This window comes from Pediococcus ethanolidurans (assembly GCF_001437405.1).
Lineage (GTDB): Bacteria > Bacillota > Bacilli > Lactobacillales > Lactobacillaceae > Pediococcus > Pediococcus ethanolidurans.
Map to the genome: position 1 here is coordinate 86,922 of NZ_JQBY01000007.1, position 16,628 is coordinate 103,549.

Consider the following 16,628-nt stretch of genomic DNA (forward strand, 5'->3'; position numbering starts at 1 on the left):
AGTGGTAAAATAGAGTTTGTTAATTATTCACAAACTTCATTGGAGGTTTAAGGATGGAAACTAAAATTCCAGAAGCGACCGCAAAACGGTTACCACTTTATTATCGCTATTTAAATAACTTATTGTATGCAAATAAATTACGTGTTTCTTCAGCAGAATTAGCTGAATCTATTCAAGTTGATGCGGCGACGATTAGACGCGATTTTTCCTATTTTGGTCCGCTAGGTAAACGGGGCTACGGTTATGATGTTCACAAGCTCATTGATTTTTTTAAGAAAATTTTGGATCAAGACACATTGACTAATGTGGCGTTAATTGGCGTTGGAAATTTAGGGCATGCGTTGTTAAATTTTAATTTTCATAAAAATAGCAATGTACGCATTAGCGCAGCGTTTGATATTGATCCCCAGTTGATCGGGTCGGTTCAAAGTAATGTGCCAGTATACGGAATGGACCAATTGCAAGAACAGCTTAAAGATCAACGGATTGAAATTGCCATTATTACGATTCCCGCAACTATTGCACAAAAAGTTGTCGATAAATTAATGCAAGCTGGTATTAAAGGAATTATGAATTTCACGACGGTTCGAATTTCTGTTCCAGATGGCATTCGAATTCAAAATATTGATTTAACTAATGAACTTCAGACTTTAATTTACGCAATTAATCATGATTAATGGTTTAAAGAGTCAATAGGGGTAAAACAACTAAAGAGTTCATTAATATATGTGCAATCATGGAAGTTTGAATTTTGCCGGTATGATGATAAAGCCAACAAAACCATAAGCCAATAGCACCGTATAAAACTAAGTGACCGTCTGCATGTGCAAACGCAAATAAAGTGCTAGCCAACAGGGAGGTAAGAAGCTGGGCAATATTGGGGCCGAGAAAACCAAATAATGTCGCAAGATTGCCAAACAGTACTTTGCGGAAAACAATCTCTTCCATAATGGGTGCCCCGACTATAAGAATTAGGGCATACAGTGGATAGTGTTTGACAATGGCTAACAAATTATTCGTATTTTGAGAAGCAGCGTTTTCCCCAGCCTGAATGGTTAAGCGAAGAATAATCGTTTGTAAAATTATGACAATAATAAAACCGAGAATGCCCCACAGAACAATCTGCCAAGCATGGCTCGATTTTTTTTCAGGATAGTTTTTAGGCATATCATGGAAGGCCAAGAAACTTAGAATAATGGCACCGACCAAATAATCAATAATTTGAACATTAAAAATTACTGCATGTGTTAATTTAAAGGAACTATTTAAAAAACTTGGCAAGAGATAAACGATTAAATACGTAATTAATATATAGATGGATTTCTTTTCAAGTTTCATACTGAACACCTCACAAGTATTCCCTTAGTATAGCATGTTTGCGCGGTTCGAAAAGTCTTTTGTCAAAAAAGGTCAGTAAAATACTTGCATTCTAGTTCAAGAATGATATAGTAAATATTGTTGTTAGCACTTAGCAACTAAGAGTGCTAAATATTCATAAATATATAACTGGAGGGATTCATTTTGTTAAAACCATTAGGAGATCGCGTGATACTAGAAGCACAGGAAGAAGAAGAACAAACTGTTGGTGGCATTGTCCTTGCAAGTAATGCTAAGGAAAAGTCACAAAGCGGCAAAGTTGTTGCTGTGGGTGAAGGACGCGTACTAGATAACGGTGAAAAGGTTGCACCTTCTGTTAAGGCCGGCGATACAGTAATTTTTGATAAGTATGCCGGTACTGAAGTTTCGTATGAAGACAAGAAGTACTTGGTACTTCATGAAAAAGATATTGTAGCAGTTATTGACTAAACAAACTAAAAAATTTTGAGGTGAAATATTTATGGCAAAAGAAATTAAATTTTCTGAAGATGCACGAACAAAAATGTTAAAGGGTGTTGATAAATTAGCTGATACAGTTAAATCAACCATTGGACCAAAGGGTCGTAACGTTGTTTTGGAACAGTCTTACGGTTCACCAACAATTACAAATGATGGTGTCACAATTGCCAAAGCAATCGATCTTGAAGATCATTTTGAAAACATGGGTGCTAAGTTAGTATCCGAAGTTGCTTCTAAGACAAATGACATTGCCGGCGATGGTACAACAACGGCAACTGTTTTGACACAAGCAATTGTTAATGAAGGTATGAAGAACGTAACTGCTGGTGCAAATCCTGTTGGGATTCGTCGCGGAATTGAACGTGCAACTAAGGCAGCTGTTGAAGGTCTTCACAAGATGTCTCATGATGTTAAGACTAAGGATGATATTGCTCAGGTTGCTTCAATTTCAGCTGCTAATGAAGAAGTTGGTAAGTTGATTGCTGACGCCATGGAAAAAGTGGGTAACGATGGTGTAATTACAGTTGAAGAGTCACGTGGTGTTGATACAACACTTGACGTGGTTGAAGGAATGCAATTCGATCGTGGCTACATGTCACAATACATGGTTACTGATAACGATAAGATGGAGGCAGATCTAGATAATCCGTACATCTTAATTACTGACAAAAAGATTAGCAACATCCAAGATATTCTGCCATTATTGCAATCTGTTGTTGAACAAAGTCGTTCACTTTTAATTATTGCTGATGACATTACAGGTGAAGCTTTACCAACTTTGGTATTGAACAAAATGCGTGGAACATTTAATGTTGTAGCTGTTAAGGCACCTGGCTTTGGTGATCGTCGTAAGGCACAACTTGAAGATATCGGTATTTTAACAGGTGGAACAGTTATTACTGATGATTTAGGGTTGAACTTGAAAGATACGACTATTGATCAGTTAGGTCAAGCTAACAAAGTTACAGTTACAAAAGATGATACAACTATCGTTGAAGGTGCTGGTAACAAAGACCAAATCGCAGAACGAGTTGCAACAATCAAACAACAAATTTCAGAAACTACTTCTGATTTTGATAAAGAAAAGTTGCAAGAACGTTTGGCTAAATTAGCTGGCGGTGTGGCTGTTGTCCGTGTCGGTGCAGCTACTGAAACAGAATTAAAAGAGAAGAAGTACCGAATTGAAGATGCATTGAATGCCACAAGAGCCGCTGTTGAAGAAGGCTTTGTTCCTGGTGGTGGTACTGCTTTAGTTAATGCAATTTCATCACTTGATGGTATCAAGGCTGATGGCGATGAGTTAACTGGTGTTAATATTGTTAAACGTGCTTTAGAAGAACCAGTTCGTCAAATTGCAGAAAATGCTGGTGCCGAGGGTTCTGTCGTTGTTGAGAACTTGAAGAAACAAAAACCAGGTATTGGCTACAATGCTGCTACTGGTAACTGGGATGACATGGTTAAGGCTGGAATTGTTGATCCAACTAAGGTGACACGTTCAGCTTTGCAAAACGCTGCCAGTGTTTCAGCTTTGTTATTAACAACAGAAGCTGTTGTTGCTGATAAGCCCGAACCAAAGGATGATGCTGCAGCTGGTGCACAACCACAACCAGGTGGTATGGGCGGCATGATGTAAGCTATAAATGGTTTAAAGTCTCAAAGTCAGAAAAATCTGATTTTGAGGCTTTTTTTGTTGTAAATTAATGATAAAAAGCCGATTAATATGAAAATGAATATTAAAGTTGCACTTCGTTCTGAGATGTGTTTGAATGGACTGCGTGGTAATCAGTTTGCATTTAAGTTCGCGAATTTCATGAAAAAATGAAAACTGGATATAGAATAACAGATTCATTTGTAGTAAACTTATTTTTGATTTGCACTGCCCGAGTTTTTACTCGGGTTAATTTTATTTTTGTAGAGGAGCATTATAAAATGTGGCGTTATCTAAAACGGCTCTTGATTGGAAAACCGTTAAAAACCTTAGATGAAGGTGGACAATCATTAACTAAGTTTAGAGCTTTGGCTTTGTTGTCTTCAGATGCTTTGTCATCCATTGCTTACGGAACTGAACAGATTCTCTCTGTTTTACTGGTTCTTTCGGCAGCGGCAACTTGGTATGCAATCCCGGTAGCGGGAATTGTTTTAGTTCTTTTGTTTGCGATTACCATCTCGTATCGACAAATTATTAATGCGTATCCATCTGGTGGTGGTGCGTACGTTGTTGCTAGTACTAATTGGGGACAGTCAGCTGGATTGGTTGCCGGTGGCTCTTTACTAGTAGATTACATGTTGACCGTGGCCGTTAGTGTCACTTCAGGAACTGAAGCAATTACTTCAGCTATCCCTAGTCTTCATGCTTATGCAGTTCCAATTGCAATTTTAATTGTTATTGGTATTATGGCCCTCAACTTACGGGGCTTAAGAGATTCGGCCTCTTTTTTAACTTTTCCAGTTTATTTCTTTATTGTAATGATCACCATTATGATTGGGATTGGTTTCTTTAATATCATTACTGGTCGTGTTGTGGCACATGCTGCAGCCAGTGTGGGTTCTGCTGTACCCGGGATGACTATTGTGCTTTTCTTAAAGGCATTGTCATCTGGTTCTTCATCTTTAACAGGTGTTGAAGCAATTAGTAATGCTGTTCCTAATTTTAAACGTCCACGTCGTAAAAATGCTGCTAATACTTTGGCAATCATGGCATTAATTTTGGCTGTTTTCTTTGCCGGAATTACATTCTTAAGTTATGCTGGTGGAATTTTACCGAATGCAAATCAAACCGTTCTTTCTCAAATTGGAGAATCCGTGTTTGGTCACGGTCTGTTTTTCTATTTATTGCAATTATCGACCGCTTTAATTTTGGCTGTTGCAGCTAACACAGGTTTTTCGGCATTTCCAATGTTAGCTTATAATTTGGCTAAGGATAAATATATGCCACATGCTTATATGGATCGTGGAGATCGTTTGGGTTATTCTAACGGTATCATTTCTTTAGCCGTTGGTGCGATTGTGTTAATTATCATTTTCCACGGTCAAACAAGTCTCTTAATCCCGCTTTATGCAGTGGGGGTGTTTGTGCCGTTTACACTATCACAATCGGGGATGATCGTTCACTGGTTCCGTGAACGGACAGGACACTGGTTATTAAAATCGTCTGCAAACTTATTGGGAGCAGTTTTATCGCTTGGATTAGTTGTTTGTTTGTTCTTCTTACATTTTGGCAATGTTTGGCCTTACTTAATTGTGATGCCTGCACTTTTACGATTGTTCTATAAGATTCATCAACATTACGTTAAAGTCGCAAAACAACTGCGTATTGCAGCCAAAGGTAAAGTTCAACTGCACGATTATGATGGTTCAACGGTGATTGTGTTGGTTAGCAATGTCACACGTGTGACCGCCGGAGCAATCAATTATGCGCGTTCAATTGGCGATTATGTAATTGCGATGCATGTTTCGTTTGATGCGGATCCTAAAAAAGAACATAAGACAGCGGTTGAGTTTAAAGCGGAGTATCCTGACGTTCGATTTGTAGATATTCATTCTTCGTATCGATCAATCGCTAATCCAACTTTACGTTTTTGCGATGTGATTGCACGACGAGCATCAGAACGTAACTATACGACCACTGTGCTTGTACCGCAGTTTGTTCCGCGAAGGCCTTGGCAAAATATTTTGCATAATCAAACTGGATTGCGATTACGTGCAGCGCTTAATTCACGCGAAAATATTATTGTTTCAACCTATCATTATCATTTAAATGAATAGTTTTCTAAAATTTAGTTAATTTAATAAGGAATAATCAAACTGGCGGTGATAAAAATATAATTAAACCGTCAGTTTTTTGTTTTGATTTAAGGTGTAAGTGGTATCATAAAATGACTTGTGTTACTTATGTCGGCTTTGTATAATAGTTATAATGTCTAGAAAAGAGGTCTAACATGCGATTTGAAATTATTGTAAGCTTATTTGCGACAGCAATTATCTCTGCCGTACTAACGCCGTTTGTTAGACGACTCGCATTTAAAGTTGGCGCAGTGGATGAGCCTTCTGCACGGCGAGTAAATAAAATTCCAATGCCCACAATGGGTGGCTTGGCAATTTTTCTTGCTTTTAATTTTGCCACTTTCTTTCTATTGAGAGCGCAAATTCCTACAAGGCAATTGTGGGGAATCTTTGGTGGTGAATGCATCATTGTCCTAACAGGGATAATTGATGATATTTTTGTCCTAAAACCTTATCAAAAAATGATCGGTATTTCACTTGCAGCAATTGAAGTTTTCGTCTTTGCCAATGTACGAATGACCACGTTAACGATTCCATTTCTAGGAACGGTTGGATTGGGTTGGCTTAGCTTTCCAATCACGTATTTATGGATAGCGGCGATTACCAACGCGATCAATTTAATTGATGGTTTGGATGGGCTGGCTACGGGTGTTTCCATTATTGCCTTATTTACAACGGGAATTACGGGACTCTTCTTCTTGCCGACGCCTAACATTTACACGGTTATTATGATTTTTACACTGGTAGCAGCTGAAATTGGGTTCTTACCCTACAACTTTTTTCCAGCTCGTATTTATTTAGGCGATACCGGTGCATTGTTTATTGGATTCATGATTTCGGTATTTTCGTTATCAGGATTGAAGAATGCCACGTTTATATCTGTTATCATTCCAGTTATGATTTTAGGTGTACCCATTACCGATACGGTTTTTGCCATGTTGAGACGAATTTTAAACAAACAGTCGATTTCTCAAGCAGATAAACGCCATTTACATCACCGCTTAATGCAGATGGGATTAACGCATCGACAAACTGTTTTTGTGATTTATGGTATTTCACTGATCTTTTCTTTTATTGCACTGTTATATCCGATCTCACCAATTTGGGGATCAGTTTTGTTAACAATTGGTATTTTAATTGGGTTGGAATTATTTGTGGAAGCAATTGGGTTGGTCGGTCAAGACCGCAGACCGCTTTTGAATTGGATTCAAAAAATTGTTACTTCAAATACATCTAAAGAAACCAGCGATCAATTGGAAAATGAACGCGAAGAAAGACAACGAGCTGCAAAGATTAAAGCAGAACAAAAAAAACAAAATGATACCGATTCTAAAAATAAACATTAAAAACTACTCACTGGGTAGTTTTTAATGTTTATTTTTTTACTGGTACTTCGTTAAATTGTTTACCAGTCGTTTGAAAAGTAACGTGACCGTTTAAAAGATTTGTGATGTTTTGTTTAAATTGTTCAATATGTTCAGTTATCACCGGAATTGTTATCGTGATTTTTTCCGCATATTGGGTATTTTGAACGATAAGATCGTGTGTGCTTAACCAGTGGGTGACTGGGTCGTATTGTGAATAGTCGATCGTTAGAACTAAGGTGGTCTGTTCAATGCGTTCGACGAGACCAATTTCGTCTAATACTTGTGACGTAGAATTACTGTATGCGCGGATTAGCCCACCGGCACCAAGCTTGATTCCGCCAAAATAGCGGGTAACTACCACTAAAACGTTATGAACATCCTTTTTTTGAAGTACCTCCAGAATTGGAACTCCGGCAGTTCCTGAGGGCTCACCATCATCGCTTGCTCTTTGAATATGATTATCATTACCAATCATGTATGCAAAACAATGGTGATTGGCTTTACGATGATTAAGCTTAATTTGATCAATAAAATTAAGTGCATCCGTTTCGTTTTGAATGCGGAAAGCAGTCGCAATAAAACGTGATTTTTTGATTTCAAGTTCGTGAGTACCGTTTTTAGAAATTGTAGTAAAATTACTGGTCATGGAAAATTTACCTTTCTTTTTTGCGTACTTAATTACTGGGTGATAAAAATGGACAAATCCGAATTTTATGGGCGGCTAGTTTTGAAAACACGAAACTGGAAAGACGAAGGGATCAAAACTATCAAAATGCCAACCATGGCTGTCAATGAGAGTCGTGTACATTGCCTACGTTGTAATACCTGGTTTGTAAAATCACTAGTTCAATTACCCAGACAAGAGTTCTACTGTCCTGCATGTATTCAATTGGGAAGAGTCACAACTTTAGAAAACTTTTTCACGCTTAAAGAACCTAACCAATTTAAACAACTTGCGCATTATTTAACTTGGGAAGGTAAGCTTACAGAAAGCCAACTACGGTGTTCAAAAGAAGTGATTCACTCCTTCAATCATGGTAGAGACCATCTTTTATGGGCTGTGACGGGTGCTGGAAAAACAGAAATGCTATTTCCTGGAATTAATGAAGCTTTACAAGCGGGAAAACGAGTCTGTTTAGCTTCGCCGCGTGTGGATGTCTGTTTAGAACTTTTTCCACGGCTACAAGCAGCATTTAAGCAGGTTGACATTGCGTTGCTTCATGGCCGTCAAACTGAGCCTTACCGTTATACACAATTAACTATTGCCACAACCCATCAACTATTAAGATTTTACCATGCTTTTGACGTTTTGATTATTGATGAGGTGGATGCTTTTCCATATGCTCAAAACAAAAAATTATTATATGCCACTACACAAGCCAAGAAAGAGACTGGTTCGTGTTTATTTTTGACAGCTACTCCAGGAGAAGAACTGTTAAAAAAGGTACGCCAAAAACAACTTGCCGTCAGTTATTTACCTCGACGGTTTCATGGCTTTCCATTGCCAGAAATTCAGGTTAAATTAGTTTTAAATTGGTATTCTAAAATGTATGCCCAAAAGTTGATTAGACCTTTGAAAAAATTTATTAAAAATTGTCAAGAAGTCAATCGTCAGTTTTTAATTTTTGTTCCTCACATTAAGCACTTGCCGTTTGTGTTAAAAGCAGTTGCAAAAATATTTCCTAGTTTAAAAATAACCACCGTCTTTTCAGCAGATGAACAACGACTAGAAAAGGTGCAGGCAATGCGAAATCATGAGATTGATGGGCTGATTACGACGACAATTTTAGAACGAGGTGTTACTTTCCCTGGAATCGACGTTTGTGTATTAGGGGCGGACGATGACACCTTTTCGTCTGCAGCGCTGGTTCAAATTGCAGGACGAGTGGGGCGTAGTCCAAAACGACCAACTGGAAATGTCTTATTTATCTGTGCGGGATTATCTCGTTCGGTTAAGAGAGCGATTCAACAAATCAAATTCGTTAATCGAAAAGCGAAGGAGGAAGAACATGCAATGTCTTCTGTGTCACCGTCAGATACGTGAAGCGTGGCCGTTGGGATCCTTAATACTTCCACAAAGAAAACGAATAAGTACCACGTGTGCAGAATGCTTAGGTACTTTTCATAAAATTAGATTAAAAACAAGTTGTGTGGGTTGCGGGCGTCATCAGGGTTCAAAGAATTTATGTCAAGATTGTCAAAAATGGCAAGCTAAAGTTAATTATCATTTTGTTAATCATGCCCTGTATCAGTATGATGCCACAATGAAGCAGTATATGCACGACTACAAATTTCAAGGACACTATCAATTACGTCACGTGTTTGCGAGAGTCTTTTCTCAATTTATTGCAGCACAGAGTAAAGCAGATTATTTGGTTGCGTTGCCGATTGATGATCAAACTTGGCAAACACGTGGATTCAATCAGGTAACAGGATTACTTGAAGATTTACAAACAATTGAAATTTTGAATATGAAACGTAATGCAGATGAAAAGCGACAGTCGCAAAAGAAACGGCATGAACGCTTGAAAACTAGTAATCATTTTCAAATTGATGTAGAATGTCCAGAACAGATCAAAGATAAGCAGATTTTATTACTCGATGACGTCTATACAACAGGAAGAACACTTCGGCATGCTGCAGAAACACTGTATGCAGCCGGCTGTAGGACTGTTGAAAGTATCACGTTATGTCGTTAATAATTTTTTCTCGTTTTTCATTTGTTTAAAATAGCGTTTTCATTTATAATGGAATTAAGCAAGATATTAGAAGAGTGGTCCTTTCGATATCGTGTTTGGGCGAGCACAGATGCTTGCTACTGAAGGGAGAGAAGATTTATGCTTGATTTTAATGTACGTGGCGAAAATATTGAAGTGACAGAAGCAATCAGAAATTATGTGGAAAAACGCATTAGTAAACTAGAGAAGTATTTTGACTCTAGTATGAACGCTAAGGCCCATGTAAACCTAAAGGTTCATCCAGATAAAACAGCTAAGGTTGAGGTTACAATTCCACTTCCATATTTGGTACTAAGAGCTGAAGAAACATCACCTGATCTGTATGCAAGTGTTGATTTGGTAACTGATAAGTTGGAACGCCAAATCCGCAAATATAAAACAAAAATTAATCGTAAATCTCGTGAAAAAGGCTTTAAAGGCGTTGAGATTCCTAACGCTGACGTTGATGTGGACGATGGTGAAGATGCTGATTCATCAGAGTCAAAATTTGACATTGTCAGAACAAAACGGGTTTCATTAAAACCAATGGATAGTGAAGAAGCTGTTTTGCAAATGGATATGTTGGGCCATGACTTCTTCGTTTATCAAGATGCAGAAACGGATGATGTAAACATTGTATATCGCCGTAATGATGGTCGATATGGTTTGATTGAATCCAATGATTAATTAAATAAAATAAGTTTAAAACTGGAAATCAGGAGCTTAAATTTAGGTAAACCCTAAAAATAGCTGTTGGCTTTCCAGTTTTTTTGTATAGTTTGGTATCGAGTTCTGACTCTTTTTGTTTAAAAATAGGTGTAGTAATGTTAAAATGTTATATGGTCTACAAGTTTTTGGAATAACAAATATGTAATTTAAAAAAATTAACAGAGTTTAGATTTAAGAGGGGAATTGTTGAATGGCTAATGTATTAAGAAAATGGGTTGAAAGTGACAAGCGTGATCAAAGACGTTTGGATCGATTGGCTAATAAAGTTGAAGCATACAAAGATGAATACAGTCAATTGTCAGATGCAGATTTACAAGCTAAAACGCCTGAGTTTAAGGCTCGGCTAGAAAAAGGCGAAACGCTAGACGATATTTTACCAGAAGCATTTGCTGTTGCTCGTGAAGGTGCAAAACGAGTCTTAGGTCTTTTCCCATTCCATGTTCAAATTATGGGTGGCATTGTGCTACACGAAGGTAATATTGCCGAAATGAAAACTGGTGAAGGTAAAACTTTAACAGCTACTATGCCAGTTTATTTAAATGCTTTGGGTGGCAAAGGTGTACACGTTGTAACTGTTAATGAGTACTTGTCTGGCCGTGACGCTACTGAAATGGGTGAGTTGTATAACTGGCTTGGCTTAAGTGTTGGTTTAAATATTGCTGAAAAATCACCAGAAGAAAAACGGGCAGCTTATGCGGCTGATATTACGTATTCCACTAATAGTGAAATTGGTTTCGATTATTTGCGTGATAATATGGTTGTTTACAAAGAAGACATGGTTCAACGACCACTTAACTTTGCAATCATTGATGAAGTTGATTCAATTTTAATTGATGAGGCCAGAACACCATTAATTATTTCTGGACAATCTGAAAATGGTACTCACATGTATCGGCGAGCAGATCGATTTGCCAAGACTTTGACTGCGGAGAAAGATTATAAGATTGATTGGGAGTCAAAATCAATTTCTTTAACTGATACTGGAATTGAAAAAGCTGAGAAGTATTTCAATTTGAAAAATCTTTATGATGTAGATAACGCTTCGTTGACTCATCATCTAGATCAAGCGCTCCGTGCAAATTACATTATGTTAAAAGACAAGGACTACGTTGTGCAAGATGGCGAGGCCTTAATTGTTGATCAGTTTACTGGTCGTGTTATGGAAGGTCGTCGTTTTTCTGATGGGCTGCATCAAGCGATTGAAGCCAAAGAAAATGTTGAAATTCAAGAAGAAACAAAAACAATGGCCAACATTACGTACCAAAACTTATTCCGTATGTATCACAAGCTATCAGGAATGACAGGTACTGCTAAAACAGAACAAGAAGAGTTCCGTGAAATTTATAATATGGAAGTTATCTCAATCCCAACTAACCGTCCGATGATTCGTGATGATCGTGCTGACTTGCTTTATCCAACGTTAGATAGCAAATTTAATGCGGTTGTTAATGAAATCAAACAGTTACACGCTAAGGGCCAACCGATGTTAATTGGTACCGTGGCGGTTGAAACTTCTGAACATTTATCACATTTACTGGACACAGAGAAAATTCCGCATGTTGTTTTAAATGCCAAAAACCATGCCAAAGAAGCCGAAATCATTATGAATGCCGGACAAAAGGGCGCTGTTACAATTGCGACTAATATGGCTGGTCGAGGAACTGATATTAAATTGGGACCTGGAGTTAAAGAACTAGGTGGATTGGCTGTCATTGGGACTGAACGTCATGAGTCACGACGAATTGATAATCAGCTTCGTGGCCGTTCTGGGCGACAAGGTGATCCTGGTATGTCACAATTTTATCTATCACTGGAAGACGATTTGATGATTCGTTTTGGTTCTGAGCGAATCAAGAATTTGTTACAACGGCTTAAGGTTTCTGATGATGATGCGGTTATTCAAAGTCGAATGATCACCAAACAGGTTGAGTCTGCGCAAAAACGTGTTGAAGGTAATAACTATGATTCACGTAAAAATGTTTTACAGTATGATGACGTTATGCGGGCGCAACGTGAAGTGATTTATAGTGAACGTCAACGTGTGATTATGGCAAAGACTTCTTTGAAGAATGTCATGGTTCCAATGATCGAACGCACAGTGAACCAGGTGGTTGATGTGCATACGCAAGGAACTGATAAGAAGAAGTGGGATCTCGAAACTATATTAGATTTTGCTAAATCTAATATGGTTAATGAAGATAGTATTTCGCTTAGTGATTTAACTGAAAAAACACCTGAAGAAATTAAAGGCTATTTGCTGAAACGAGCAAAAGAAATTTATGCTCAAAAAGAAAAACAATTATATGATCCAGCACAAATGTTGGAATTTGAAAAAGTTGTTATTTTACGTGTTGTTGATGCACATTGGACTGAGCATATTGATGCAATGGACCAACTCCGTCAATCAATTGGCTTGCGTGGATATGGACAATTAAATCCATTAGTTGAATATCAATCTGATGGTTATCGCATGTTTGAAGAAATGGTTTCAGATATTGAATATGATGCAACGCGTCTATTCTTGAAGTCAGAAATTCGTCAAAATATTCAACGATAATTCAGGTTAGAAAGAGAGGATTGGCATCAAAACGTTATGTTTTGACCAATCTTTTTTTCAAGTAAAAAATTAAGGAGCTAAAAAAATGGAATTAAGTGAAGCAAAGAAACAAATTAATCAAATGAACCAAGAAGTCGCAGACTTTAGGGGGTCGCTTTGACTTTGATAAACTAAGTGAAAGCATCTCGATCAACGAAGCCAAAATGGGTGAATCAGATTTCTGGAATGATCAAAAAAAGGCTCAAAAATTGATTGATGAAACTAATTTATTAAAGCAAAAATACGATCAATTTCATGCGTTACAAACACAAGTGGAAAATTTAGAGGTCACTGAAGAACTGTTAGAAGCTGAAGACGATGCAGATATGCAAACCGAATTTGAACAAGATTTTGCAAGTACGCAAAAAGCTTTAAGAGATTATCGTTTGGGACTTTTACTGAATGAAAAATATGATGCAAATAATGCAATTATTGAAATTCATCCAGGAGCTGGTGGTACTGAATCACAGGACTGGGGGGCTATGTTGCTTCGGATGTATACAAGATGGGCTGAACAGCATAATTTTACCGTCACGATTGAAGATTATCAGGCGGGAGATGTAGCGGGTATTAATAGTGTCAGTGTGGTTATTGCTGGCCATAATGTTTATGGCTATTTGCGATCCGAAAAAGGTGTCCATCGATTAGTTCGTATCTCACCTTTTGATGCTGCCGGTCGTCGTCATACCTCGTTTGCTTCTGTTGATGTGATGCCCGAACTCGACGATTCAGTTGAAGTCAAAATTAACCCAGACGATCTGCGCGTGGACGTTTATCGTTCAAGTGGTGCTGGTGGACAGCATGTTAATAAGACTTCTTCGGCTGTAAGAATTACGCATTTACCAACTGGAATTGTGGTTGCTAGTCAGGCTCAACGATCACAATTACAAAATCGGCAAACTGCGATGTCAATGCTACGAGCTAAATTATATGAACGTGAAGAACAAAAAAAAGCTGAACAACGTGCTAAAATTGAAGGGAAACAGCTAGAAATTGGCTGGGGTTCTCAGATTCGTTCTTATGTGTTTCATCCTTATTCAATGGTCAAAGATCATCGAACAAATTACGAAACTGCCAATGTTTCTGGCGTTATGGATGGAGACTTAGATGGTTTTATTGATGCATATCTTCAGTGGAAACTACAACAGGCTAATCCCAAATAAATACCTTGTGTGATCGGAGGCAAAGCCATGAATAAGAAAATTTTAGTTGTTGACGATGAGCCCTCAATTGTGACGTTGCTCACTTACAATCTGAATGAAGCGGGGTTTCAGGTTGCAAGTGTAGGAACGGGCAACCAAGCTCTAACATGGTTAAAAACTAATGACGCTGATTTGATTGTCATGGATCTTATGTTACCAGGAATCGATGGCTTAGAAACCATTCGACAAATTCGTGGTATGCAAAAGGATACTCCGGTTATTATATTAACTGCAAAAAATAATGAATTGGATAAAATAGTTGGTTTTGAAATTGGTGCTGATGATTATTTAACCAAACCATTTAGTCCACGAGAGTTGATTGCAAGAATCAAGGCAGTTTTACGGCGGACAGAGAATGGCCATCAACCTGTTTTAGGAACTGAAACATCTTCTCAAATACGTCATGTAGATGATCTTTCATTAGATTTGGATCGCTATGAAGTACGAAAAAACCAACAAAAAGTTTCGTTAACCCCCAATGAATACAAATTATTAGTCTATTTATGGGATCATGCGGATCATGTTTTAAGTCGTGAAAGAATATTAAATGCGGTTTGGGGTTATGATTATGCTGGTCAAACACGAATGGTTGATATTCATATTAGTCATTTGCGTGATAAAATTGAGAATAATCCCAAAGATGCAAAATTAATTTTAACGGTGAGAGGCTTTGGATATGAATTCAATACGAAAAAAAATGCTGAATAGAACCTTGCGCTTTTTCTTGACCACTTTTATTGGTAATTTGTTAATGGCTTTCTTAGTTTTAAAGGCTGTTCAGAAGGGCCAACATAGTTTTAGTGCTAGAGAAATCAACTATGTTTTGTTATTTGCCATTACGATTTTTGTAACGGCCATCGAAGTCGTTGTTTATTGGAGCAACCTTCGCCAATCGCAATTGCGTCAAGCAGCATTAAACGAAAAACTGCAAGAAGTTTTAAAAGGTGAAAAAGCAAGTCAAATCGTCTTACCTAAAGATGATCCATTTTACGAATTGACCATGACGGTTAACCAAATTGAATCGCATGATCGTCATCAGATTCATAATTTAACTAATCAGGGTAACGAATTAAAAGCCATTGTAAATAATTTACCGGTGGGAGTCTTAGTAATTAATCGCCATCGGGAAGTACAGTTAGCCAATCCGGCAACGGTAGATTTGCTTCAATTGCAAATTAAAACAGATCCGCATCCTTATACAATGGATATTAATCAAAATGATCTACAGGCTTTAATTGAACGTACTTTTGAAACGAAGCGAAGCCATCATCGGACGATTCATTTAAAGCGTGAACCGAGTGAAAAGGTGGTTGAAGCAACGGTTGTTTATAATAAACAGGTTCATCATCATTTTGAAGTTATTGTATTACTGTATGATATTACGGAGGCATGGACAGTTGAACAAATGCAATTAAACTTTGTCAGCAATGCTAGTCATGAACTTCGGACACCAATTACCGCTATTTCCGGATTTGCCGAAACCTTAATGAATGGTGCCAAAAATGATCCTGATAAACTTGATGAATTTTTGCGAATTATTCAAAAAGAAAGTCGCAAGTTGGTTCGTTTGGCAGATGATATTTTGTCCATTTCACGGACCCAGTCAGGCGGAGAACAATCCTTAAAAATTGCCGATTGTAATTTGGCTGCTTTAGGGCAGGAAGAGATTAAGCTATTACATCGAGGAATTCAGCTGCATCAAGTTGAAGTTTCCAATCAAATTCCAGAGAACGTGAAAGTTCAAACAGATGCCCAACAGTTAGGTCAAATCATTAAGAATCTGGTTGCAAATGGGATTCGCTATAATCGCCCACACGGCCATGTGAAGTTGTCCTATGAAGAGGTAACAAATCGATGGAAATTAATCGTTGAAGACGATGGTATTGGTATTGCCCCGGAAGAACAACATAAGGTCTTTGAACGCTTTTATCGGGTTAACGCAAATAAACCGGGTGAACTAGTTAGTGGAACTGGTTTAGGCTTACCAATTGTTGCCGAGAGTGTCAAAAATCTTGGTGGCGAAATTCGCCTGAAATCAGAACCAGGAAAAGGTTCTCAATTTATTTTAACTTTTCCTAAAGAGTGGAAGCCAAGTCCTGAATATTAAATGCAATAAATTAGAAACTAAAGGCTGAAAGTCCAAAACACATTTCGTTGATAAAAGTGTTCTTGGTAACAAAATTAGATTAAAATGCCGTCCTACAGCTCACATGGTCTGGAACGGGGTGGGCACGATTTGAAGTCAAGAAGTACACTTGTCTTCAAACTCGGCCTTATTCTAAGTAATAAATTACTAAGAATAATTTCACCCCTGAGACCAATCACCTCCGGACTAAGAATGTTTGATGTTAAATAATGAACAGTAAAACTGATATCAAAATTATTGTATCAGTGCATT

The 16,628-nt window shown here is 37.7% G+C and carries 14 protein-coding genes; 12 read left to right on the forward strand and 2 right to left on the reverse strand.

Going from position 1 to position 16,628, the window contains the following annotated elements:
• The first annotated feature begins 53 nt into the window (after positions 1–53).
• Positions 54–677 (forward strand): redox-sensing transcriptional repressor Rex, encoded by a 624-nt coding sequence (locus tag IV87_RS04365; protein WP_057805828.1) that lies wholly within the window; start codon positions 54–56, stop codon positions 675–677.
• A 4-nt stretch (positions 678–681) separates the two neighbouring features.
• Here IV87_RS04365 and IV87_RS04370 read toward each other — a convergent pair whose 3' ends face one another.
• Complete coding sequence (locus IV87_RS04370; RefSeq protein ID WP_057805830.1) at positions 682–1,338, reverse strand: CPBP family intramembrane glutamic endopeptidase; 657 nt, start codon at positions 1,336–1,338, stop codon at positions 682–684.
• Positions 1,339–1,521: 183 nt separating this feature from the next.
• Between IV87_RS04370 and groES the strand changes: the two genes are divergently transcribed.
• The 4 genes from groES (at position 1,522) to IV87_RS04390 (ending at position 6,965) form a co-directional block, all read left to right on the forward strand.
• A complete protein-coding gene (groES, locus tag IV87_RS04375; protein ID WP_057805831.1) occupies positions 1,522–1,806 on the forward strand; it encodes a co-chaperone GroES in 285 nt (94 codons plus the stop codon).
• 31 nt (positions 1,807–1,837) lie between these two features.
• A complete protein-coding gene (groL, locus tag IV87_RS04380) occupies positions 1,838–3,469 on the forward strand; it encodes a chaperonin GroEL (RefSeq protein ID WP_057805833.1) in 1,632 nt (543 codons plus the stop codon).
• Positions 3,470–3,765: 296 nt separating this feature from the next.
• Positions 3,766–5,601 (forward strand): APC family permease, encoded by a 1,836-nt coding sequence (locus IV87_RS04385; RefSeq protein ID WP_057805835.1) that lies wholly within the window; start codon positions 3,766–3,768, stop codon positions 5,599–5,601.
• 173 nt (positions 5,602–5,774) lie between these two features.
• The gene (locus tag IV87_RS04390; protein WP_057805837.1) at positions 5,775–6,965 is read left to right on the forward strand and encodes a glycosyltransferase family 4 protein; all 1,191 of its coding nucleotides are present in this window, start codon (positions 5,775–5,777) and stop codon (positions 6,963–6,965) included.
• Between the two features lie 28 nt (positions 6,966–6,993).
• On the opposite strand, the gene IV87_RS04395 is transcribed toward IV87_RS04390, so the two are convergent.
• Complete coding sequence (locus IV87_RS04395; RefSeq protein ID WP_057805839.1) at positions 6,994–7,632, reverse strand: YigZ family protein; 639 nt, start codon at positions 7,630–7,632, stop codon at positions 6,994–6,996.
• A 48-nt stretch (positions 7,633–7,680) separates the two neighbouring features.
• Here IV87_RS04395 and IV87_RS04400 point away from each other — a divergent pair, with 48 nt between their 5' ends.
• The 7 genes from IV87_RS04400 to IV87_RS04430 all read left to right on the forward strand — a co-directional run bounded on the left by IV87_RS04400 (position 7,681) and on the right by IV87_RS04430 (position 16,337).
• Complete coding sequence (locus tag IV87_RS04400) at positions 7,681–9,030, forward strand: ATP-dependent helicase ComFA (RefSeq protein WP_057805841.1); 1,350 nt, start codon at positions 7,681–7,683, stop codon at positions 9,028–9,030.
• Entirely contained in the window at positions 8,996–9,685 is a 690-nt protein-coding gene (locus IV87_RS04405; protein WP_057805842.1) for a ComF family protein, read from the forward strand. Before IV87_RS04400 ends, IV87_RS04405 begins: the two co-directional genes overlap by 35 nt.
• A gap of 138 nt (positions 9,686–9,823) precedes the next feature.
• On the forward strand, positions 9,824–10,390 hold the full coding sequence (hpf, locus tag IV87_RS04410; protein ID WP_057805843.1) for a ribosome hibernation-promoting factor, HPF/YfiA family: 567 nt from the start codon (positions 9,824–9,826) through the stop codon (positions 10,388–10,390).
• Between the two features lie 232 nt (positions 10,391–10,622).
• A complete protein-coding gene (secA, locus tag IV87_RS04415) occupies positions 10,623–12,989 on the forward strand; it encodes a preprotein translocase subunit SecA (protein WP_057805845.1) in 2,367 nt (788 codons plus the stop codon).
• A gap of 85 nt (positions 12,990–13,074) precedes the next feature.
• A protein-coding gene (prfB, locus tag IV87_RS04420) for a peptide chain release factor 2 (protein WP_143053162.1) occupies positions 13,075–14,191 on the forward strand; the annotation gives its coding sequence in 2 pieces (ribosomal slippage) (positions 13,075–13,146 and positions 13,148–14,191; 1,116 coding nt in all).
• Positions 14,192–14,218: 27 nt separating this feature from the next.
• On the forward strand, positions 14,219–14,938 hold the full coding sequence (locus IV87_RS04425; RefSeq protein ID WP_057805848.1) for a response regulator transcription factor: 720 nt from the start codon (positions 14,219–14,221) through the stop codon (positions 14,936–14,938).
• Complete coding sequence (locus tag IV87_RS04430; protein WP_057805850.1) at positions 14,907–16,337, forward strand: sensor histidine kinase; 1,431 nt, start codon at positions 14,907–14,909, stop codon at positions 16,335–16,337. Before IV87_RS04425 ends, IV87_RS04430 begins: the two co-directional genes overlap by 32 nt.
• The last annotated feature ends 291 nt before the right edge of the window (positions 16,338–16,628 follow it).